Source organism: Acinetobacter sp. ANC 4558 (assembly GCF_002135375.1).
GTDB lineage: Bacteria > Pseudomonadota > Gammaproteobacteria > Pseudomonadales > Moraxellaceae > Acinetobacter.
The window spans coordinates 50,396-73,539 of the sequence record NZ_NEGH01000006.1; the positions used below are offsets into that span (position 1 = coordinate 50,396).

At 34.6% G+C, this 23,144-nt stretch carries 17 protein-coding genes; 14 read left to right on the forward strand and 3 right to left on the reverse strand.

What is annotated here, in order from left to right; all coding sequences use genetic code 11:
- Positions 1–11 precede the first annotated feature (11 nt).
- The 7 genes from B9T31_RS08730 to B9T31_RS08760 all read left to right on the forward strand — a co-directional run bounded on the left by B9T31_RS08730 (position 12) and on the right by B9T31_RS08760 (position 9,092).
- Positions 12–1,409 (forward strand): glutamate decarboxylase, encoded by a 1,398-nt coding sequence (locus tag B9T31_RS08730; protein ID WP_086181575.1) that lies wholly within the window; start codon positions 12–14, stop codon positions 1,407–1,409.
- Between the two features lie 77 nt (positions 1,410–1,486).
- The gene (gene gadC, locus B9T31_RS08735) at positions 1,487–3,046 is read left to right on the forward strand and encodes a glutamate:gamma-aminobutyrate antiporter (RefSeq protein WP_086181576.1); all 1,560 of its coding nucleotides are present in this window, start codon (positions 1,487–1,489) and stop codon (positions 3,044–3,046) included.
- Between the two features lie 347 nt (positions 3,047–3,393).
- Positions 3,394–4,062 carry a hypothetical protein gene (locus B9T31_RS08740; protein WP_086181577.1) on the forward strand — a complete coding sequence of 223 codons (669 nt, stop codon included), beginning with the start codon at positions 3,394–3,396 and terminating at the stop codon, positions 4,060–4,062.
- A 212-nt stretch (positions 4,063–4,274) separates the two neighbouring features.
- Positions 4,275–5,465: a response regulator transcription factor gene (locus B9T31_RS17920; protein ID WP_086181578.1), complete on the forward strand. Its 1,191-nt coding sequence runs from the start codon at positions 4,275–4,277 to the stop codon at positions 5,463–5,465.
- A gap of 330 nt (positions 5,466–5,795) precedes the next feature.
- On the forward strand, positions 5,796–6,581 hold the full coding sequence (locus tag B9T31_RS08750; RefSeq protein ID WP_086181579.1) for an SDR family NAD(P)-dependent oxidoreductase: 786 nt from the start codon (positions 5,796–5,798) through the stop codon (positions 6,579–6,581).
- Between the two features lie 38 nt (positions 6,582–6,619).
- Entirely contained in the window at positions 6,620–7,528 is a 909-nt protein-coding gene (locus tag B9T31_RS08755; RefSeq protein ID WP_086181580.1) for a transporter, read from the forward strand.
- Between the two features lie 862 nt (positions 7,529–8,390).
- Positions 8,391–9,092 carry a VIT1/CCC1 transporter family protein gene (locus B9T31_RS08760; protein WP_086181581.1) on the forward strand — a complete coding sequence of 234 codons (702 nt, stop codon included), beginning with the start codon at positions 8,391–8,393 and terminating at the stop codon, positions 9,090–9,092.
- Between the two features lie 851 nt (positions 9,093–9,943).
- Here B9T31_RS08760 and B9T31_RS08765 read toward each other — a convergent pair.
- On the reverse strand, positions 9,944–10,426 hold the full coding sequence (locus B9T31_RS08765; RefSeq protein WP_086181582.1) for an AmiS/UreI family transporter: 483 nt from the start codon (positions 10,424–10,426) through the stop codon (positions 9,944–9,946).
- A 456-nt stretch (positions 10,427–10,882) separates the two neighbouring features.
- On the opposite strand from B9T31_RS08765, the gene hutU reads away from it, so the two are divergent.
- The 5 genes from hutU to B9T31_RS08790 all read left to right on the forward strand — a co-directional run bounded on the left by hutU (position 10,883) and on the right by B9T31_RS08790 (position 18,117).
- On the forward strand, positions 10,883–12,550 hold the full coding sequence (gene hutU / locus B9T31_RS08770; protein WP_171264722.1) for a urocanate hydratase: 1,668 nt from the start codon (positions 10,883–10,885) through the stop codon (positions 12,548–12,550).
- 254 nt (positions 12,551–12,804) lie between these two features.
- On the forward strand, positions 12,805–14,016 hold the full coding sequence (gene hutI, locus B9T31_RS08775) for an imidazolonepropionase (protein ID WP_086181584.1): 1,212 nt from the start codon (positions 12,805–12,807) through the stop codon (positions 14,014–14,016).
- 75 nt (positions 14,017–14,091) lie between these two features.
- Positions 14,092–15,012, forward strand: coding sequence for a formimidoylglutamase (gene hutG, locus B9T31_RS08780; RefSeq protein ID WP_086181585.1), 921 nt, complete (start codon positions 14,092–14,094; stop codon positions 15,010–15,012).
- Between the two features lie 107 nt (positions 15,013–15,119).
- Complete coding sequence (locus B9T31_RS08785) at positions 15,120–16,391, forward strand: Glu/Leu/Phe/Val family dehydrogenase (RefSeq protein WP_086181586.1); 1,272 nt, start codon at positions 15,120–15,122, stop codon at positions 16,389–16,391.
- A gap of 205 nt (positions 16,392–16,596) precedes the next feature.
- Positions 16,597–18,117 carry an HAL/PAL/TAL family ammonia-lyase gene (locus B9T31_RS08790; RefSeq protein ID WP_086181587.1) on the forward strand — a complete coding sequence of 507 codons (1,521 nt, stop codon included), beginning with the start codon at positions 16,597–16,599 and terminating at the stop codon, positions 18,115–18,117.
- A gap of 183 nt (positions 18,118–18,300) precedes the next feature.
- On the opposite strand, the gene B9T31_RS08795 is transcribed toward B9T31_RS08790, so the two are convergent.
- Complete coding sequence (locus tag B9T31_RS08795; RefSeq protein WP_086181588.1) at positions 18,301–19,095, reverse strand: AraC family transcriptional regulator; 795 nt, start codon at positions 19,093–19,095, stop codon at positions 18,301–18,303.
- Positions 19,096–19,195: 100 nt separating this feature from the next.
- On the opposite strand from B9T31_RS08795, the gene B9T31_RS08800 reads away from it, so the two are divergent.
- Positions 19,196–20,386, forward strand: a complete 1,191-nt coding sequence (locus tag B9T31_RS08800) for an MFS transporter (RefSeq protein WP_086181711.1) — start codon at positions 19,196–19,198, stop codon at positions 20,384–20,386.
- A 209-nt stretch (positions 20,387–20,595) separates the two neighbouring features.
- On the opposite strand, the gene B9T31_RS08805 is transcribed toward B9T31_RS08800, so the two are convergent.
- Positions 20,596–21,468 (reverse strand): LysR family transcriptional regulator, encoded by an 873-nt coding sequence (locus tag B9T31_RS08805; RefSeq protein ID WP_086181589.1) that lies wholly within the window; start codon positions 21,466–21,468, stop codon positions 20,596–20,598.
- 142 nt (positions 21,469–21,610) lie between these two features.
- Here B9T31_RS08805 and B9T31_RS08810 point away from each other — a divergent pair, with 142 nt between their 5' ends.
- Entirely contained in the window at positions 21,611–23,017 is a 1,407-nt protein-coding gene (locus B9T31_RS08810) for an aspartate ammonia-lyase (RefSeq protein WP_086181712.1), read from the forward strand.
- Positions 23,018–23,144 lie beyond the last annotated feature (127 nt).

The following is a 23,144-nucleotide window of genomic DNA, read 5'->3' on the forward strand; positions in this document are numbered from 1 at the left end:
AAGGATAAATCATGAGTAATAAGTCACAAAATTTAGAATATAGTGAACTAGACGACATATATGGTTCATATGACTTAAGCCGTACTTTACCTAAAACAGAATTTCCACAAAATGAAAGTAATCCTCGGAATGTATTTAGCGCTGTTCGCGATGAATTGATGCTTGATGGAAATTCTAGACAAAATTTAGCRACATTTTGTCAGACATGGGTAGATGATGAAATTAGAGAGTTAATGGATTTATCTATCGATAAAAACATGATTGATAAAGATGAATATCCGCAAACAGCAGAAATAGAAAGTCGTTGTGTGCATATGTTAGCGGATTTATGGAACTCTCCAGACGCTTTAAATACATTAGGGTGTTCCACGATCGGATCTTCAGAAGCAGCGATGCTTGGTGGGCTTGCACTGAAGTGGCAATGGCGTAAAAAACGTGCTGCAGAAGGAAAATCAACAGACAAACCAAATTTAATTTGTGGCCCAGTTCAGATTTGTTGGCATAAATTTGCACGTTATTTTGATGTGGAATTAAGAGAAATTCCACTAGAAGGTGATCGCTTAATTATGAGTCCTGAAGAAGTATTAAAGCGTGTTGACGAAAATACAATTGGTGTCGTGCCAACTTTAGGTGTGACATTTACATGCCAATATGAGCCTGTAAAAGCGGTACATGATGCTTTAGATAAACTACAGCAAGAAACAGGTCTTGATATTCCAATTCATGTGGATGGTGCAAGTGGTGGTTTCTTAGCGCCTTTCTGTGCGCCTGATATTGAGTGGGATTTCAGTTTGCCACGTGTTAAGTCTATTAATGCATCAGGACATAAATTTGGTTTGGCACCTTTAGGTGCAGGTTGGGTGGTTTGGAGAGAAGCTAAAGATTTACCTGAAGAATTGATCTTTAATGTTAATTATCTTGGTGGAAATATGCCAACTTTTGCATTAAATTTTTCTCGCCCAGGTGGTCAGATTATTGCACAATATTATAATTTCTTACGTCTTGGTCGCGAAGGTTACGCAAAAATTCATAATGCTTGTTATCATACTGCACAGTATTTGGCGAAAGAAATTGCGCAATTAGGACCGTTTGAAATTTTATTTGATGGTGACAGTCAAAAAGGCATTCCAGCACTCGCTTGGAAATTAAAAGATAGCGAGAAAAGTAATTATTCTCTCTATGACATAGCAGATAAATTACGTAGTCGTGGTTGGCAAGTTCCTGCATATTCAATGCCTGCACATCGCGAAGATCTTGTCGTACAACGAATTTTAGTACGTCATGGGGTGAGTTTAGATTTAGCATCATTATTAATTGAAGACCTAAAACGTACACTTGAATATTTTGATAAACATCCAGTAAGTGCGCCATTAACAGATGGAGAAGGTCGTTCTTTTAACCATGCTTAATTTTTAATAGACGGGGTTGAATATAGTTTCAACCCCGTTTCCATATTAAACGTTACTGAATGTATCGGAAGAAATGTATGGCAACAGCAATAAAGAGTTCCGCACCAAAGCAACTCACATTACTTGGTTTTTTTGCTATTACTGCTTCAATGGTAATGGCAGTTTATGAATATCCTACATTTGCAACTTCAGGTTTTAGCTTAGTCTTTTTCTTATTATTAGGCGGAATTTTATGGTTTATTCCTGTTGCGTTATGTGCAGCAGAAATGGCGACCGTTGAAGGTTGGGAAGAAGGAGGGGTGTTCGCTTGGGTATCAAATACATTAGGTGAACGATGGGGGTTTGCAGCAATATCGTTTGGATACTTGCAAATCGCGATTGGCTTTATCCCTATGCTTTACTTTGTATTGGGTGCACTTTCATATATTCTAAATTGGCCAGCTTTAAATACAGATCCTATTGTGAAAACAGTAGCAGCCTTAATTATTTTATGGGCTTTGGCTTTTACCCAATTTGGTGGAACAAAATATACTGCCATAATTGCGAAAGTGGGTTTTTTTGCAGGAATTCTATTACCTGCGATTATTTTGGTATTTTTAGCTGTAAGTTATTTGATTAGTGGCGCACCGCTAGCGATAGAAATGAGTGCAGCAACATTTTTTCCAGATTTTTCTCAAATAGGAACATTAGTTGTCTTTGTTGCATTTATTTTGAGTTATATGGGCGTTGAAGCATCTGCAACTCATGTGAATGAAATGAAGAACCCGGGTAAAGATTATCCGTTAGCCATGCTTTTATTGATGATTGCGGCAATTTGTTTAAGTTCAATTGGTGGCTTATCTGTTGCTTCAGTTATACCGCATAATGAAATTAATTTGTCTTCAGGTGTGGTTGAAACGTTTCATCAATTGGTGATTCATTTTAGTCCAGCTTTAGAGTGGGCTGTTCGTATCATTGCAGCATTATTATTATTGGGTGTATTGGCAGAAATTGCCGCGTGGATTGTAGGTCCTTCACGTGGAATGTATGTTGCTGCACAAAAAGGTATTTTGCCTCAAAGCTTCGCGAAAGTGAATAAAAATGGGGTTCCAGTTAAGTTAGTTGTATCACAGCTCTTAATTACCACAGTGGGGATTATTGTACTTACCAATACAGGCGGTGGCGGTAACATGTCTTTCTTAATTGCATTGGCATTAACAGTGGTCATCTATTTGTGTAGTTATTTCATGTTATTTTTGGGCTATATTCATTTGGTTCGGAAACAACCTGAAAAGAAACGGGTATTTAACATCCCAGGTGGTAAATCTTTTAAATTGATTGTTGCATCATCAGGTCTAATTATCTCAATTATTGCTTTTGTTGTTTCATTCTTCCCACCAAGTTCACTACCAGGAGGTGCACATTCAGAAACGTATGTGACACTATTGGTCGGTTCTTTTGTTATTATTTTCCTTTTACCTTTTATTATTTATGCAGTACATAATAAACACGGTCAAAAAGGAAATGCATCTTTAGTGCATATTAAAATGCATAACGCACCAGAAGGGCACTTTTTTATTCATCCACGAGCACGTTCAACGCATCATTTTATTGTCGATGATGAATCAGAACAAAATGATCAAATAAAGAAAGAATAAAATAGAAAACAGCACATTATTTATCAAAGAGTAATGTGCTGTTCCTACAGATATAATTATCATAAAATGTTTTTCAGTCTTTATTTAGCCGTACATTTAGTTTTATATAGAGTGTGATAATTCACGGTTAAAATTCATTGATCATATAGAAATATAAATTCTGAGCCGAGCATGTATTTTATAAGAATTTATAGTGATACTAAACATTGTTAAGAATTTATATATTTAAATTTTATTCCAAAAAATGAGTAATTCTTGTCATATCGAATAGGTAGTTCAAATGATAATTTGAATACAGCCACCTGAGATGGCATTGACGTTGGAACGAAAATTAAGGAATTAAAATTATGGATAATATTCACAATACTGCTAGCACTCAGCCACGCACATCTTATGAAGAAGAATTTGTTCGTATGATGGATGATATCGATACAATGATAGAATCATCAACAAATCCTGTACATCGTAAGATCTTAGTTAATTACCGTCGACATGGTTTATTAGAAGTATCTGGCCGTTATAATGAATTACTCTCACCGAATATGACAGTTGCTGAACCGTTATATCGTGTTTTTGAAGGGAGCGGAAGCGTTATTTTAACGGGTATGGCAGAAGTTCGTGGGTTTTATGAAGCATTGACGGCAACCAATATGTTAGTCATGTGGACTGGTAAGCAAAAAATGGCAGTGAATGACTGGGGATTTGCTGGTGAAGCAGAATTTAGTCAATTTGTACCTGGTTCTTTGCTTGGTGATAACGTATTCCAATCGATGGACAATACTGGGGCAACGGCAGGTGCATCAGAATATGATGCAGATGCATTTTATTTGATTCGTCGTACCTTGGCATTTGTTTGGCACTATAACAGTGATGGCAAGATGATTGGTGAACATGTTTATGAAGATACGCAATCTAAAGTGATCACTAAAGTGGCAAATAGTGATGTGATTACGGCTGAAAGAGCACGAGAACTCTTAAGCCCTTTAATTGATAAATATGGCACTATTTCAGAGTAATGATTTAACGTAAGAGACAAAATTGGACATTATTGACAAGGTGATGATGATGTCCAATAGTGTTTAATCATTGACGATGAATATGGAGTTATGATAATCATCTCATATAAAAGACGGATTAATGACGAAAGACTATTGACGACAGGATGAGTTAATATGATTTCTAAATAATCAAAATTGATTTAAAAACCAGCTAAAGTGAATCATTAACTATGGATAGTAATGACGAAAAAATATGGCCAGTTTTAAACTCGATTATTACTTGTGAACGGTTTGAGCAAGTATCAGAGTATATTCTGCAACCACTTACTGCACTGATGCATGCAGACAGTGCAATTTATATTGAAATCATGCAACATAAGGATGGTCGATCTTCGGTATGCCGAAATTTTTCTTATGGCGAGAAGAGCAATATTATGGATCAATATATTCGTGATTTTTATCATGAAGATCCATTAATTTTTCCCGCAACGAAAATACAACACGGTATGCCATTGAATGATATTCAAAAAGTTCAACTTAAAAAAGAGCAGGGACAATTAACACAACTAGATAAAAGAACCCGTTATTATAAACAATTTATTGAAGCAAATTGCCTAGAGGATGTATTGGGAATAATATTTCCATTAGGTACAGAAGATAATCGTTTTGCTTGTATTGGTGTACATAAATATAATTCACAATCATTTTCTCGTCATTTATCCACGTTTAAATCCGAAGATTACATGACGCTTGAAAAATTAGTTCGCCCTTTAGGTGTGGCATTTAATCATATTTATCAAAAAAGTTTAGGCAGTGAATTAAAAGCTTTGGTTTCAATGCTAGAGTTTGGTTCTACCAATACACATTATATATTTTTTGATGAGCAAATGATTCCACGTAAAAATAGCAATGCTATGATTGGGCAATATTATTCACTTATTATGAATCGTATAAATTTGCAAAACCTACAAGAATCTTCTCAAAATTTACGAAGTATATTGATTGATGAAGGAATGCAGCAAGTCAGTAAGAGCCTAAGTTTAGAAGGATTTGGGCAAGTTAAGTTAATTATGTCTAAAACTCATACGGGTGAAATGCATCATCTATTAACATGGGAGCATGGATGTGCAGAATCATCTTCAGAAAATATCAATCATGGAACGTATGATCTAACAGAACTGACATATCGTGAGAAAGATGTTATTCAGCAACTGGTTATGGGTAAAAGTAATAAATTAATTGCACATGAATTACATATTAGTATTCGAACAGTTGAAAATCATCTACGCTCAGTTTATGAAAAGTTAGGTGTACATACACGTACGCAATTGATTCATGCGGTACATGGTCGTTTAAATCCTACTGCTTTGATCCAACCTCAATTATCAATGAATCAGGCTTCATATTTACTTAGCCATTAAAACCTCAAGATGCATATCCAATAGCTGATTTATTCATCATGATATTTCAGCTATTTTTTATTTTTAAATATAAGTTATGTTTTTGAATGGATATTGATGATATTTACAGAATTTAAAATTCATGATGACTTTCAGAAATGCACAGTAATTTTAAGTTTAATAGCGGGATTATTGATTTGTTTAAGTGAGAGATTTTAAAAATTATTCAATATGCTACCTAAAATTGAGTAATTTTCGTCATATCGAGGCTTATTTTTTACTGTTAATTTTAAACTTATTCGCAAGGCTGCGATTTATAAATAAGTGAAATACTTAAACAAGGAGAAGATTATGGGGCGCTTACAAGGCAAAGTAATTATTGTGACTGGCGGAGCTGCAGGTCTTGGGAAAGCAATGGCTGAACGTGTGCATCAAGAAGGTGCTCAAGTGGTAATTACTGACCTAGATATCGCAAATGGTCAGAAACTTGCTGATCATTTAGGAGCAGTATTTTTTGCTCATGATGTAACTGATGAAACACGATGGGCTCAAATTGTTGATGCAGTCGTAACGCAATTTGGAAGAATAGATGGTTTAATCAATAATGCGGGTCTTTCTGCATTAAAAGGCCCAGCAGATCCTGAAAATGCAATATGGGATGATTGGGATAAAGTTTATAAAGTGAATATGGGCGGCGTGTTTTTAGGCTGTAAATATGTAGTGAAAGAAATGGCACGTACTGGTGGAACAGGGTCGATTATTAATATGTCATCCATCGGTTCTTTAGTTCCAACCCCATTTTTAACTGCATATGGTGCAAGTAAAGCAGCTGTAGCACATTTTACTCGTTCATTAGCATTGCACTGCTGTGAAATGGGTTATGCCATTCGTAGTAATAGTATTCATCCTGGACAAGTGTATACCCCAATGTATGATGAATTAATCAACCGTGTTGCACGTGAACATAGTGTGAGTGTTGAACAAGCCACAGAACTATTCTTAGCTAAAATTCCGATGAAAAAATTTCAAGAACCAATTGATATTGCAAATGCAGCACTCTTTCTACTTTCAGATGAATCACGATATATCACAGGAAGTTCATTGGTGGTCGATGGCGGCATGACCTTAACAAATTAAAATACATTTATATTTTTACTGTTTTACAGGATGTAGACATGAAAGTAAAAAAACAGATATTGAGAACAAAAAATTGGTCAATTGCCATGTTGCTTTCGGGATTAAGTATAGCTTCTGGCACAGTTTTGGCTGAAGAATTGGCTGTTGATCCAAATGATGTTGTTGCACCACCAACAGGAACAACCATTACGGCACTTTATTCCTTAAATACTAAAAGTAGTAAGTTATATAGTGACAGTAATATGGTGTTAAATAATGTTGATTTTAAAACGAATATTGGATTGTTACGTTTAGGGCATGTGTATGATGTAGGTGGTTTTAAAATATTGCCACAGTTATTAGTGCCATTTGGTCGTATCGATTTAGCGAAAGATTTAGGCGCTCAGTCAGCGGTTAAGCATACTGGCTTTGGTGATCCCATTGTTGGTGCAACTGCTTGGTTAGTTGCCAATCCTGAATCTAAAACATGGTTTGGTATTCCTATTTATCTGTCTGTGCCAGCAGGAGATTATGATGGTTCTACGGGTCCATTTAATATTGGAGAAAACCGTTGGAAGTTAATTACACAGGCAGGAGTTGCAAAAGGATTGACCGATAAGCTTTTGGCTGAGGTGATTGGTGAAGTGTCATTTTATGGAAAAAATGATGATTTTTATGGGAGAACCATGAAACAGGAATCATCACAAAGTTTAATGGGGCATTTAACTTATAAAGCAACGGAAAAAACCTCTTTATCTGTTTCGTACTATCATACTTTAGGAGGAGAAACGAAAGTAGATGGGATAAAACAAGATGATAGTAAAAATACCAATCGTTGGTTAGCAACGGCTTCTACTTGGTTTGCACCCGGTTGGAATTTTCAAGTTCAATATGGTCAAGACATCGATGTGAAGAATGGTATTAAGGAAGATCATCGTGTGAATTTAAGATTAGCAAAACTATTTTAATTATTGTTGCTCAATTTTCGCTTATATTTGTCTTTTAAATATAGGCGATTTTTTTGTGGTGAATCATTTTTTGATCGATATTTTATCGAATTACTTTTATAAAATTATAAGATAGGTTTTCACTCTTTACGTAACGTAAATTTCACTTCATTGTAATGTATAGATCATATTGGTATTTTTATTGAAAATTACATATATTTTTCTTTTAATTATGTTGGCAAAATTTTTACAAAAATCTCGAAGGTTAGAATTTCTTTTTTTTCCGATGTATAAAAAACTCGACCAATGTCCAAATTACAATAACAGTCAAAAGCGCAACTGCCACCAATAAGGCAGAAATATAAGTCATTTGTTCACCCCAAATAGATAATATATGTCTTAAAAATATTTAATTTTATAAGACTAAAGTCTAACGTTTTTTATATTTTTTGAATAGCAGTAACAAGTAATTTCATCCATGTTTTATATATAAATAAACTTTTCCCTGAATAGTTGAAGTAAAAATATTGCACATATTATAGATGAATATATACGCATTTTGCAAGTATATTACTGTATTTGCAGGTAAAATTAATGAGTTTGAATGGAGTGAAATAAAATACTAGTTTTTATAATTTGAAATTAAATTTATGATATTTCATCTAAAACATATAACTTTTGGGGGCTGTGTAAATTTAAGTCATAAGTTGTATTTTATGGGGGAGCTTTGTGACAGAGTTTGTTTAATCCTCGATATTTTAAGATATAGAGTGTGAATAATAAATGAAAAAAATAAAGATGAGCATTTTGTATAAAAATAAGTTTATGAAAGATATTGAATCCTTTATATTTTAATTTTTCATAATGATAAAGCGATTTGAACATGCCTCATTCATATCATGTAGAAAAGCATTATACGGAACGTTCTGGGTGGCTACGTGCCGCGGTACTTGGTGCAAATGATGGAATTATTTCAGTGACGAGTCTGGTTGTTGGAATGGCAGCCAGTGGTGCTTCGTCTCAAACTCTTCTTATTGCTTGCGTTGCGGGACTGATCTCTGGTGCAGCATCTATGGCAGCAGGCGAGTATATTTCTGTTAAGTCTCAACAAGATATTGAGAAAAGTGATTTAAAAATGGAAGCTCGTGAATTAAAACTTCATCCTGAGCATGAGTTAAATGAACTTAAACATATTTATATGAAAAGAGGTCTAGAGCCTGATTTAGCAGAAAAAGTTGCGGAGCAACTGACAAAACACAATGCACTAGATGCACATGCACGAGATGAGATTGGTATATTTGCACATACTTCTGCACAACCATTTACGGCAGCATTTTCTTCAGCGCTGGCTTTCACCGTTGGTTCTTTATTTCCATTACTTTCAATTTTATTACTTCCTCAGCCATTCTTAAATCAAGGCGTCATGCTTGTTGGCATTATCAGTTTAGGGATTATGGGAGCTTTAGCAGGTTATGTTGGTGGTGCAAATATTTGGAAAGGTGCATTAAGAGTTATGCTTTGGGGCATTTTAGCCATGTTATTTAGTACATGGATTGGCTCATTATTTCATGTTGCATTGAATTGAAATTAAATTTATTAAAATAATTCAATTTGTTAGTTGTTATATCTAAAATAAACTTTATTTTGGCTTACTATTTGCTTATTTATATTTAGCATAGATTTTATATTTTCAAAAACGGTTCAAATAGCAACGTATATGAGCGTTAAAATAAAATTATTTATATGCTCAGTGTTGAGTTTTTTTATTTGGTTGTGGTCAAAATGATCATTATACGGGTCCTTTGAATGCTAGTGTAAAACGAGACAAGAGGAATGAAGAAATACCACGTTTAGTCTTAATCTCAGAAAAGAGATCCACTTGAGTTCAGTTGTATAAAATACTTTACAGCGCTTTCATCACGTGTTTTAGAAGATGTTCAGTATATTTCTTCTCCAGTGATTTAGGATAACGTTGGACATACATGCTAAAACGAGTCAGGTGATTACAGTGATGTCTTATATAAAGTACCGCATCTAAAGGCAAAAGAATTCCGTTTAGACCTTTTGAAGGAAGGGAGTTTTAAAGGATAAAATCGAAGAATTATTAAATAAGATAAGTATTTCATCAGACGCATTTAAAGGTATTGATTCATTACTACATTAGTAAAATAGTATTTAAGTTTTCTAAGGAATCATGGTTTATAATTATAAATACTAATTTTTATAATCATATTGTGGTTATTTAGAGATAATTGAAATCTAAAATTTATAATTTCGCGATATGAGTTTTAAAATAATCTATATTAATTTTGTTAATATATTTTTTTGTTTTTATTTTAATTTAATTAACTTTATTTTGTATTTATAAAATAATAAAAAACCATTTATAAAGAAGTGGTTTTTTATTTAATAATGAGTTTTTAATTTTATTAATTACTACCAGTAACTTGTTAGCATTAATAATCCTGGAAGCCAACAAGTGGAAACTCCAATGAGAATCGTATAGTATGCTAAAGATTTAATGTTTTTATTAAAACTTAATGAAATAAAGAAAAGAAACCATAAGCTTGACCACAATAACCACATTATGATTAAGCGATAATCATCTGATAATGTTGCAAAGACCAATGCACTAAGCGCTACAAATAAGCAATACCAGCCTAAACCATCACCTTTTAGTTTATACCATTGAATAATAGATAAATATAAATAGGTGAAACAAAATAAAAAACCACCCGCAACTGAAAAATAATCATTAATATTTTCTGCTCGATATAAGCCGATTAAATTTATGATTAAAACTAATAATCCAACTATTAAGTTTAAAGGGGCAGTTTCTTTACTCTCAAGACGCCCTGTTAAACCGATGCCATTTACTAAAAGTACTGAACCGATAAATAAAAGTGAAATTCCAAACATAATATGACTCATTGTTTATATTTTTGAGTTTTTAAGTTATATAATAATAATTATAAACTCAAGTAATAGTTTTTGTAGTCGGATGTATTTATGTAACATGATTATTAAATATTAATGATTTTTACTTTTTAGGTTATGGTTGGGTTTTATTAAATTAATATTTTTTAAATAAATTTAATCAACAATTGAATCTTTATAATATTTAATTAATTTTATTTAAATATTTTAGTGTTTGTTTTATGTTGAAAGTTACATCACTTTATTATTCCAAATTTTAAATTAATTTTGTTCTAATTCAGATGTTTAGATTTATTTTTCATTTTTATTGCAAAGAACTCTTTTCAAATTGAATAAACAGTGCTTAATATGTATATACAAGAATATGTGTGTTTATACATATACTAACTTTCAGTTAGTTGTAATTAAAAAAATATGTGGATTGGAAGGAACCCAATAGTGAAAAAAAGAATTCGTGATATCGAAATCCGTGCACCTCGTGGTACAACATTGAATGCGAAAAGTTGGTTAACTGAAGCACCACTTCGTATGCTAATGAACAATTTAGATCCAGATGTTGCAGAAAACCCAAAAGAATTGGTTGTCTATGGTGGTATTGGCCGTGCAGCACGTGATTGGCAATGTTTTGATAAAATTGTTGAAACATTAAAAAACTTAGAAGATGATGAAACATTATTAGTGCAATCCGGTAAACCTGTGGGTGTATTTAAAACTCATAAAGATGCACCACGCGTTTTAATTGCTAACTCAAATCTTGTACCACATTGGGCAACGTGGGAGCATTTCAACGAACTTGATGCAAAAGGTTTGGCAATGTATGGTCAAATGACTGCAGGCTCTTGGATCTATATTGGGAGCCAAGGCATTGTACAAGGAACATTTGAAACCTTCGTTGAAGCAGGTCGCCAACACTATAATGGCGATTTAACTGGTCGTTGGGTGTTAACTGCGGGTTTAGGTGGTATGGGCGGCGCACAACCATTGGCTGCAACACTTGCAGGTGCATGTTCATTAAATATTGAATGCCAACAAGCCAGCATTGATTTTCGTTTACGCACACGTTATGTCGATGAACAAGCGGATGATTTAGATGATGCTTTAGCGCGGATTGATCAATATACAAAAGAAGGTAAAGCGATTTCGATTGCGCTTCATGGCAACGCAGCTGAAATTCTACCAGAACTTGTACGTCGTGGTGTACGCCCTGATATGGTGACAGACCAGACGAGTGCACATGATCCATTAAATGGTTACTTACCGATTGATTGGACATGGGAAGAGTACAAAGAGCGTGCTAAAACAGAACCACAAGTGGTGGTAAAAGCGGCTAAACAATCCATGGCACAGCACGTACAAGCGATGCTTGACTTCCAAGCACAAGGCATTCCAACATTTGACTATGGAAATAACATTCGTCAAATGGCGCAGGAAGAAGGTGTAGAAAATGCCTTTGATTTCCCTGGCTTTGTTCCTGCTTATATCCGTCCATTGTTCTGTCGTGGTATCGGTCCATTCCGTTGGGTTGCATTGTCTGGTGACCCAGAAGATATTTATAAAACTGATGCAAAAGTTAAAGAGTTAATTCCAGATGATGCACACTTACATCATTGGTTAGATATGGCACGTGAACGAATTAGCTTCCAAGGTTTACCAGCACGTATTTGTTGGGTTGGTTTAGGTTTACGTGCAAAACTTGGCTTGGCCTTTAATGAAATGGTGCGTAGTGGTGAATTATCTGCACCGATTGTAATTGGTCGTGATCACTTAGATTCAGGTTCAGTATCAAGTCCAAACCGTGAAACAGAATCTATGCAAGATGGTTCAGATGCTGTATCTGATTGGCCATTATTGAATGCGTTGCTTAACACGGCTGGTGGAGCAACATGGGTATCTTTACATCATGGCGGTGGTGTAGGCATGGGCTTCTCACAACATTCAGGTGTGGTGATTGTTTGTGATGGTACAGATGAAGCAGCTGCACGTATTGCACGTGTATTAACCAATGATCCAGCAACAGGTGTGATGCGCCATGCGGATGCAGGTTATGAAATTGCAATTGACTGTGCAAAAGAACAAGGTTTGAACTTGCCAATGATTACAGGTTAATTTGGGTTTGAAAAGCAATAATGTTCTGATATGAAGAAAGTGTCATCTGAATTCTATACCTCAGCTCTGAATGCAGACTCACGAAATTCATATTGCTAAAATGCATTGAACATGAATTGTGGAAATACCTAAATAAATAGGCTGCTGTTGATTTATTCAGCAGTAGCCTATTGCAATGAAGAAGCATACTGTTTCTTATAGTGAATAAAGAAAACATATAAAACAAAGTTAGGTGTGAGCCTAAGGTGGATGTTATGAAAAAACTTTGGCACAACTGTCATGTTGCAACGATGCAAAATGGGAAATATTCCATCATAGCGAATGCTGCAATTGTGACCTTAGGAAATATTATTCACTGGATTGGACCAGAGCAGGATTTAGTTTTAGAACAATATGACGAAACTACAGATTTAAATCAAGCTTGGGTAAGCCCTGGTTTTATAGATTGTCATACACATAGTGTATTTGGTGGTAATCGTAGTATTGAATTTGAAAAACGGTTACAAGGCGTGAGTTATGCTGAAATTGCAGCCCAAGGGGGTGGAATTGCCAGTACGGTTAAGGCAACGCGTGAAGCATCTGAAGAAGAATTATTAAAAAGTGCATTAAAACGTGTTAAAAATTTACTTCGTGATGGTGTTACGACCATTGAAATCAAATCGGGTTACGGCTTAGATTATGAAAATGAACGTAAGATGCTACGCGTTATACGTCAAATTTCACAACATTTGCCGATTACAGTAAAAAGTACATGTTTAGCAGCACATGCACTTCCAGCAGAATATGAAGAACAAAGTGATGCTTATATTGAGCATATATGTACGGAAATGTTGCCGAAATTACATCAAGAAGGTTTGATTGATGCGGTTGATGCATTTTGTGAATATTTAGCATTTTCACCTGCACAAGTTGAACGTGTATTTCAGGCTGCAAATAATTTAGGGCTTCCTGTTAAAATTCATGCGGAACAACTTTCTGCCTTGGCAGGTTCAAGCCTTGCCGCACGCTATCATGCATTATCTGCAGATCATTTAGAATATATTACAGAAGACGATGTGAAGGCGATGGCTGCTGCAGGAACGGTTGCAGTGATTTTACCAGGCGCATTTTATTTCTTAAGAGAAACTAAGTTTCCATTGATTGAAGCTTTAAAACAGCATCAAGTTCCGATTGCACTTTCTACAGACTTAAATCCTGGAACATCTCCATGTTTATCCTTACGTTTAGTGTTAAACATGGGGAGTACAATTTTCCGCTTAACCCCAGAGGAAACGCTAGCGGGTGCAACCATTCATGCAGCAAAGGCATTGGGTTTACAACAATCACATGGCAGCTTGGAAGTGGGTAAAGTTGCAGATTTCATTGCTTGGGAAATTGAACATCCATCTGAAATTACCTATTGGTTAGGTGGAGATTTATCCAAACGCATTATTTATCAAGCGCAAGAATTGAAGTTCCTAGGATGAGAAATGTCATGTTGTATTTAGATTAAAACATGACATTTCTTTGAGTTTCATCATTATTTTATATAGAGAATTAAAATGGCTCATTCATTTCATTGGGATGGACGTCATGATGGTACAGCAGCCAATCATCAACGTATTTTCCAAATTATTAATCAGGCTGAAACAACTGAATATGCCTTGATTGGTTTTAGTTCTGATGAAGGTGTACAGCGAAATAAAGGTCGTATTGGTGCAGCAGAGGCACCTAATGCAATACGTAAGCAACTTGCAAACTTGCCAGTCCATCATGCAGTAACGATTGCTGATCGTGGAGATGTAGTTTGTGATGATACTTTGCTCGAGCAAGCACAGGCGGAACTTGCAAATCGTGTTGCTCAATCATTAGTACAAGGTGAAAAACCGATTGTATTAGGGGGAGGGCATGAAGTTGCTTATGGAAGTTTTAGCGGATTATTTCAATATTTACAGGCAAATGAACCTGATAAAAATATTGGTATTATCAACTTTGACGCACATTTTGATTTGAGACAAGCAGATCAAGCATCATCTGGAACTCCTTTTTTACAAGCAGCTCAAACTTCTGAAGAGCATGGGAAACCTTTTCATTATTTATGTATTGGTGTTGCAAAACATTCAAATACCAAAATTTTATTTGAAACGGCAGACCGCTTAAACAGTCAGTATATTTATGACCGAGATGTGCATATTTCACAACTTGAAAGTCTAAAGCAACAGGTACAAAAATTTATAGATCAAGTTGATTATCTTTATGTCACGATTGATATCGATGTTTTTGCATCAAGTATTGCCCCAGGCGTGAGTGCACCTGCAGTAAAAGGAATTGATTTGGCAGTATTTGACCCACTCATTCAATTCATTAAAAATACTGGAAAAATCAGAGTTTTTGATGTTGCTGAGTGTAATCCTAAATATGATTTGGACAATAAAACTGCCAAATTAGCTGCGTATATTATTTTTAACTATATTTTTGACTAAACCATGCAATAAAGTATTTTACATCATGGTTTAGGTCTAGAAATATTGAAAAAAATAGATGAAACATTGGTGTAAAAATCTGCATGAAATGATTGTAAGGATGAATCATGTCTAATTTATCTTATGTTCCAGAAACTAATGGTGCATGGCAAACTTATTTAGCTCAAGTTGATCGTGTTGCCCCCTATCTTGAACATCTAAAAGAGTATATTGATACTTTAAAACGTCCTAAACGTGCGTTAATTGTGGATGTTCCGATTGTCATGGATGATGGTACGATTCGTCATTTTGAAGGCTATCGCGTACAACATAATTTATCACGTGGACCAGGTAAAGGCGGGATTCGTTATCATCCAGATGTAGATTTAAATGAAGTAATGGCTTTATCTGCGTGGATGACGATTAAAACTGCTGCATTAAATTTGCCATTTGGTGGTGCAAAAGGTGGTATTCGTGTAGATCCTCGATCATTATCAAATCGTGAGTTAGAACGTTTAACTCGTCGTTATACCAGTGAAATCGGTCATATTATTGGACCACAAAAAGATATTCCTGCGCCAGATGTTGGTACCAATCCGAATGTTATGGGGTGGATTATGGACACCTATTCATCTGGTCAAGGTTATACTGTCACTGGAGTTGTTACAGGAAAACCAGTTCATTTAGGCGGTTCATTAGGTCGTATTAAAGCCACTGGTCGTGGTGTGTTTATTACAGGTCAGCAAGTTGCCGAAAAAATTAAACTTCCTTTAAATGGTGCAAAAGTTGCAGTACAGGGCTTTGGTAATGTCGGTAGTGAAGCTGCCTATTTATTTGCTGAAGCAAAAGCTAAAATTGTTGCAATTCAAGATCATACGGGTACAATTTTCAACCCTGATGGTATGGATGTAGAGGCTTTAAAGTTACATTTAGCAGAACATCAGGGTGTTGCTGGATTTGCAGGTGCAGTTTCGATAAGTAATGATGACTTTTGGAATGTTGAGATGGATATTTTTATTCCAGCAGCATTAGAAGGTCAAATTACAGAGGAGAGAGCACAAAAACTTTCTGCAAAACTGGTTTTGGAAGGAGCAAATGGTCCAACCTATTTGGCAGCAGATGACATTTTAACAGAACGTGGCATTACCGTGGTTCCAGATGTGATTTGTAATGCTGGTGGTGTGACGGTGAGTTATTTTGAATGGGTTCAAGATATGGCCAGTTACTTCTGGTCTGAAGACGAAATCAATCAACGATTAGATAAGCTGATGGTACAAGCTGTCAATGATGTTTGGCAAACTGCGCATGATAAAAACTGTAGTCTAAGAACGGCCGCATATATTTTGGCGTGTGAGCGAATTTTACGCGCTCGTAAAGAACGTGGAATTTACCCAGGTTAATGGGTGATGTGAATTTATCACGCTAATAACAAATGGAAATATAAAATATTTCCATTTGTTTTTCTGATTTTGTAGTGACTTAAATATGGGTGTTTTACACGATTGGAAATGAGTGAATAACATTAAAAAACTCTTTTTTTAACAGCACATTTAAATCGAAAAAATGAATTTTCTAGACTTAAAATCTGAATATCAGGATGAAGATATGGACATACAATTAGGCGATAAAATTGATATAAATGCATTTATTCAAATTGCTCGCTTTAAAAAAGCGGTCAAATTTTCTGAACAGTATGTGAGCCGTGTTAAAAAATCACGTTCAGTTCTTGAAGAAATGATGGCCAGTGATGAATTAATGTATGGAATAACGACTGGTTTTGGATCATTATGTTCTGAGAAAATTTCATCACAACAAACGGCTGAATTACAAGAAAATTTAATTTTATCACATGCTGTTTCAGTGGGTGATCCACTGAATGAAGAACAAGCACGTGCTTGTATGCTCATGATATTACAAAATTTAGGGCAAGGTTATAGTGGTGTCCGTTTTGAAATTTTAGACAAAATTCGCGAGTTTTTAAATTTAAATCTTATTCCGTGGATGCCAAAAGAAGGTTCAGTGGGCTATTTGGCACCTGAAGCTCACTTAGCGCTAACACTCACTGGGCGAGGGCAACTTTATTATCATGGTGAATTACGGGCGACAGCAGAAGTTTTATTGGCAGAAAATATTCAACCCATTCAACTACAAGCCAAAGAAGGGTTGGCATTAATTTCAGGAACTACTTCAACGACTGCATTGGCGGCATTAGCATTGTATGATATGCAAAATGCGGCAAAATCTGCTGATATTATTGCGGCTTTAACGCTTGAATCTTTAGAGGGAATTTTAGTTGCATTTGATGAACGAGTAATGCATGTTCGACCTCATTCAGATCAAGCAAAAACTGCATCTAATGTTCGTCGTTTACTACAAAATTCTGAATTGGCTTTGCAGCGTCATCCTACAAAATTACAAGATGCATTATCTTTAAGATGTATTCCGCAATTACATGGCGCTGTTAAAAAGATCTTAAATGATGCGCTGGTAACGATTGAAATAGAAATGAATTCTTGTTGTGATAATCCGATTGTTTGGCATGATCAAGATTTACAAGAAATTATTTCTGCCTGTAATCCAGACTCATCTTATGTGGGGCTAGCAATGGATAGTGCAGCAATTGCTGCAACGAATTTAGCTAAAATGTCAGAACGTAGAAACAATCGTTTAATTGATGGAAACTTATCAGGATTTCCATCCTTTTTAATTCAACAACCAGGTCTGAATTCGGGTTTAATGATTCCACAATATACGCAAGCAGCATTATTAAATGATATGCGTATTTTGTCTCATCCTGCTACGGTCGATAATACACCAACATGTGGCAATCAAGAAGATTACGTGGCAATGGGTTATAATGCTTCGAAGAAAGCCATTTCAATCGTTGATAAATTAGAATATATTTTAGCAATAGAATTACTTTCTGCGTATTCAAGTCATCAATTTATTACAACGGATAAACAACGTAGTCCTGCGGTACAAGAAGTAATTCTTGAATTAAAAAAACGTATTCCATTATCAGATAAAGATACTTATATATTTGCATTTATTAATGAAATGAAAGCATTAATACATCGTGGTGAACTTGTAAGTATTATTGAAAATAAAATTGGTCAGTTGGACTAATTGAATTAAAGCGATAGGGTAGAGTAAATTATAGATTGGTATCACCACGTATTTATAGTGTTTTATTTGCAATCAATATTTTCTTTATTTTATCGTTTTTATTGATGATCGATATAGTTTTAAATTTCTCAATATTTTACCCATCTCCAGCACATATAAATGATATAAAACTTGGTTTAATCTTTAATGTAACTTAGCAAAATACTGTGTTGGTGTACATCCAAGAGATTTCTTAAACATGGTAATAAATGCGGTTACTGAGTCATAACCAAGATTTCCAGCCACTTGTTGAACATTTAATCCTGTTGAAAGTTGGTTAAGCGCAATAAGAATATGTAATTGTTGTCTCCAACGACCAAATGTTAAGCCTGTTTCATGTTTAATTAAACGTGCAAGTGTTCGCTCAGTCATTGCTAAAAATGTGGCCCATTGACGAAGGGTAAAACGATTTGACGGATCTTGCGTGAGTTCATCTGCAATATAACGAATTTTAGGATGCTCAGACATTGGAAGAGATAACGCTTGTATGGGCGCAATAGTGAGTTGTTCTAATAAAACATTGACTAATCTAGAGATTGGGGTATTACATTCATATCTTTGATCTTGTTTAGCTAAATATTGAATGAGTTCTCGCAATAATGGACTAATCGCTAAAGTACAACATTTCTTTGGTAAATCAATTACATTTTCGTCAATAAATAAAAAATAGAGTTGCGCATTATCTGTAGCACGATTGCTGTGAAACATTTGACTTGGGATCCAAATTGCGTGTTGAGGTGGAGCAATCCAAACAGCATCTGTCACTTTACATACAACACCACCTGTCATGGCAATTAACAATTGTCCTTTTTCATGTTGATGAACGGGCTGTTCAACATTATTGTCTTGAACATTTATTTTAAGGGCGATTGCAGGCTGTTCAAACTGATCGGGATTAAAGTCTAGTACTGAACAACTTAATGCGGTGTGATTTGTCATAATTTAGAGATTAACTGTCATTATAGATATATTGTACACAAATTATTCTGATTAGAATAAATGCCATGGTCTGTACTGAGTAAAAAATATGGTATTTGCAATGAATGGTAAAAGTAAAAAAAGCATGATTTTTTTAATCATTGGAATTTTACTGATCGCCGCTAATTTACGCGCTCCTTTTACTGGATTACCACCATTATTAGGTATTTTAAGTCATGACTATGATTTAACTACGGTTGCAGCAGGCGTGTTAACAATTGTACCGTTATTGGCTTTTGCAATTATTTCACCATTTGGTGGTTTTTTTGCTCAAAAATATGGTTTAGAACGCAGTCTATTTGGCGCTTTAATTATTATCGCCTTAGGCATTCTTTTTAGGTCTTTAGAAAGTATTTGGTGTTTATATTTAGGTAGCTGGTTGATTGGCATGGGAATCGCTATTGGAAATGTGCTATTACCAAGTTTAGTAAAGCGCGATTTTCCCGATAAAATTGCTTTAGTGACCAGTGCTTATGCCTTGACAATGGGAATTGCAGCAGCCATATGTTCAGCCATTGCGATTCCTTTAGCTAATAGTTTTGGGTGGCGTGGTGCTTTAGGTATTTTTCTTATTTTACCTGTAGTGGCAATGCTTTTTTGGTTCCAACAGTTGGGTTCGAAAACTCAACCGATAACGACCACTGTGAACTCATCTTATGAAGGGAAAATTTGGCGTTCAAGTATTGCATGGCAAGTGACATCATTTGTCGGATTAATTTCTGCAATTTACTATATTATTATAGGATGGCTTCCGATGATTCTAATCGAAGCAGGAATGACCCCAGTCGAAGCAGGCACACAACATGGTATTTTGCAACTGGCGACCGCAATACCAGGTTTAATTCTAGCTCCAATTATCTCAAAAATGGATAACCAACGCCTGCCAGCGGCAATGAGCTGCATACTTTCAGGGATTGCCTTATTGGGTATCTTATGGTTTCCAGCATTAAGTTTTGTTTGGTCTATTTTATTTGGAATAGGCATTGGTGCAGGATTTATTCTTGGTTTAACATTTATTGGATTACGAACTCAAAATGCTCAGCAAGCTGTTGCGCTTTCTGGAATGTCTCAATGTATTGGATATTTGTTAGCAGCAATAGGTCCAATTGCTATGGGGGCTTTACATGATGTGTTAAATAGCTGGACAATTCCATTGTATATTGCAATTTTATTGACAGTTATTGCGGCAATTATGGGCACATTTGCTGGACGAAATATTCATATTAATTATGAAAATAATTCAAAAAATTAAAAAAGTATTCATGAATAAATTATTTCAATGATCAACAATTAAGAAAATTGCGAGAATAAATACATTTGTGGATTTGAAAAAAATCCACAGATTATTATGCTGTATAAGCAACTTGAATGAGGTCTATTCAAGTTGAAAAATAGATCATTTATTATTAAATTTTAATATTTGGTGATAGTTAAGCCTTTTTCATTAGATTCTAATTTAAATTAATGTATGAGGAAGTTCCAAATATTATTAATTCGTTCTGATAAGATAACTTTACTTCGAATTAAATAAACATCCTGAAAAAAATTATAGCCATCTAATATTTTTAATTTTTTTTCTGATAATTCATCTTCAACAAGTAAACGGGGAAGCCAAGCAACACCTAAGCCTTGTAAAACCAATGCTTTTAAATCTCCAGCATTATCTGTTTCATAAAGTGTTCTATAATTGAGTTTTTCCTCAATGATGGCATCAACACACTTTCTTAAATAAGCTTGTTTACTATATGCCAAGAGAGGGAAAAATTGTTCTAGCGTATATTGGGGATATTTATCGAATGCTGTTGTAACGGGTAATATTTCCATACGGGTAATTTTATGAAATGCAAAATATGCATGATCTAACTGTTGTAGAGTTTGTTGATCGCAGTAACAAATCAAAAAATCACAAGAACCATCTTTGAGTAAACGCATGCCATGCTGTAAATTTGATGCAATTATTTCTAATTTTAGGTCTTCGTAATGTGTTGAGAGTTCATGAATATATTGTGGAAAAAATTGACTGACCAATGAATGAGAAACTGCAAATTTTATAGATAGCTCATTGTTCTTAATATTTTTTTCTAAATACTTGATGGTCATATCAAGTTGATTTTGAATATTTTTGCATGATGCAATTAACACCTGTCCTGCATCAGTAAAATCGATACTTTTACTATATCTTTTTAAAATCTGAAATCCGAGTGCCTCTTCAATATTTTGAACTCTGCGAGTAAATGCAGATTGCGTGATATGACGTATTTCCGCAGCTTTTGAAATTGATTTTTCATGTTCTAGCGCGAGCAAGTCTTCGATCCATCGAATTTCTAACGTCATTGTGCTTTCTCAGCCAAGATTTAATTTAAGTATTATAACAAGTGATATGCAAAAAATGCATACAGATATATTTTTTTACATTAGCCAATGATGTTTCCTTTACCTAAGATAAATTCACTCTCTAGCTTGAATGACATGGCAAATGAATATTGAAATTAAGACACGGACTGAAAAAGATTTATTAGGATTTAAGGAAATTCCATTTCATTGTTATTATGGGGTTCAGACACTACGTGCACTGGAAAATTTTAATTTAAGTCCAAATAAGCTAAGTCATTTTCCAACATTTATTCAAGCGCTGGCAATGGTGAAATTAGCGTGTGCTGAGGCAAACTTTAAATTAGAAAAATTAGATGAAAATAAATATCAGGCAATACAATATGCTTGTCAGCAATTAATGCAAAAACAATATCATGAACAATTTCCTATTGATATGATTCAAGGGGGTGCTGGTACCTCAACCAATATGAATGCCAATGAAGTGATTGCAAATATTGGTTTAGAATTTTTAAATCATGCTAAGGGCGAATATCAATATTTACACCCAAATAATGATGTTAATATGTCGCAGTCAACCAATGATGTGTATCCAAGCGCGATAAAAATTGGTTTGTTATTTGCACTTGATCAGCTCAATTTACCATTTCAAAGTCTGATTCAAAGTTTTAATCATAAAAAAGATGAATTTTCTGATATTTTAAAAATGGGGCGTACTCAATTACAAGATGCAGTTCCAATGACTTTAGGGCAAGAGTTTGGCGCATTTGCCAATACTCTACAAAATGATTTAGATAAGTTAAATCAAATTATGCCAGATGCCTTAAATGTTATAAATTTAGGTGGAACAGCAATTGGGACTGGAATAAACACAGAAGTTGCATATCGTATTCATGCAATTCAAGCATTATCTGAAATTACAAATAAAACAATCAAAAGTTCACCCGATTTAATTGAAGCGACGTCTGATATGGGAGACTTTGTTCTTTTATCAAGCTTATTAAAACGCACTGCTACTAAATTATCTAAAATCGCAAATGATTTACGTTTATTATCAAGTGGACCACGGACTGGGATTAATGAAATTCACTTAGAAGCGCGCCAACCAGGCAGTTCAATTATGCCAGGTAAAGTAAATCCTGTAATACCTGAAGCAATGAATTTAGCATGCTATCAGATTATTGCGAACGATTTAGCCATTACTTTAGCTGCAGAAGCAGGACAATTACAGTTGAATGCGATGGAACCTCTTATCGCATTTAAATTGTTTGAATCTATTGATTTATTAGGTAAAGCAATGCAAATGTTTGAACAAAAATGCATTCAAACAATTCGTGCTAATGCAGACCATTGCCAACATTTAGTTGATCATTCTATTGGTATTATTACCGTTTTAAATCCATATTTAGGCTATGAAGCAACAACTCGAATTGCAAAACAAGCAAATGAAACAGGTGAAAGTATTTTAAGCTTAATTAAAGTTGAACAATTACTGTCTGATGAGGTTTTAGCAGATGTTCTTTCTGTAAAGAACATGGTTCACCCTAAGTAAATCAATGGATTGATGAATAGAAAAGATGGATATTTTTGAAAGATCTTTTCTATGGGGTAATGAACTTATGTTTACTTGTTTCTTTTAAAAAGAGCAGGACAATCATCATACGGATGATCGTCCTGCT

Bases quoted from the DNA above. Each gene is read 5' to 3' on its own strand.
- B9T31_RS08795 (WP_086181588.1), bottom strand. From the start codon at position 19,095: ATGACAAATCACACCGCATTAAGTTGTTCAGTACTAGACTTTAATCCC.
- B9T31_RS08760 (WP_086181581.1), top strand. From the start codon at position 8,391: ATGCCTCATTCATATCATGTAGAAAAGCATTATACGGAACGTTCTGGG.
- gadC (WP_086181576.1), top strand. From the start codon at position 1,487: ATGGCAACAGCAATAAAGAGTTCCGCACCAAAGCAACTCACATTACTT.
- B9T31_RS08755 (WP_086181580.1), top strand. From the start codon at position 6,620: ATGAAAGTAAAAAAACAGATATTGAGAACAAAAAATTGGTCAATTGCC.
- B9T31_RS08790 (WP_086181587.1), top strand. From the start codon at position 16,597: ATGGACATACAATTAGGCGATAAAATTGATATAAATGCATTTATTCAA.
- hutI (WP_086181584.1), top strand. From the start codon at position 12,805: ATGAAAAAACTTTGGCACAACTGTCATGTTGCAACGATGCAAAATGGG.
- B9T31_RS08800 (WP_086181711.1), top strand. From the start codon at position 19,196: ATGAATGGTAAAAGTAAAAAAAGCATGATTTTTTTAATCATTGGAATT.
- B9T31_RS17920 (WP_086181578.1), top strand. From the start codon at position 4,275: ATGGATAGTAATGACGAAAAAATATGGCCAGTTTTAAACTCGATTATT.
- B9T31_RS08805 (WP_086181589.1), bottom strand. From the start codon at position 21,468: ATGACGTTAGAAATTCGATGGATCGAAGACTTGCTCGCGCTAGAACAT.
- B9T31_RS08785 (WP_086181586.1), top strand. From the start codon at position 15,120: ATGTCTAATTTATCTTATGTTCCAGAAACTAATGGTGCATGGCAAACT.
- B9T31_RS08810 (WP_086181712.1), top strand. From the start codon at position 21,611: ATGAATATTGAAATTAAGACACGGACTGAAAAAGATTTATTAGGATTT.
- B9T31_RS08765 (WP_086181582.1), bottom strand. From the start codon at position 10,426: ATGTTTGGAATTTCACTTTTATTTATCGGTTCAGTACTTTTAGTAAAT.
- hutG (WP_086181585.1), top strand. From the start codon at position 14,092: ATGGCTCATTCATTTCATTGGGATGGACGTCATGATGGTACAGCAGCC.
- B9T31_RS08740 (WP_086181577.1), top strand. From the start codon at position 3,394: ATGGATAATATTCACAATACTGCTAGCACTCAGCCACGCACATCTTAT.
- B9T31_RS08750 (WP_086181579.1), top strand. From the start codon at position 5,796: ATGGGGCGCTTACAAGGCAAAGTAATTATTGTGACTGGCGGAGCTGCA.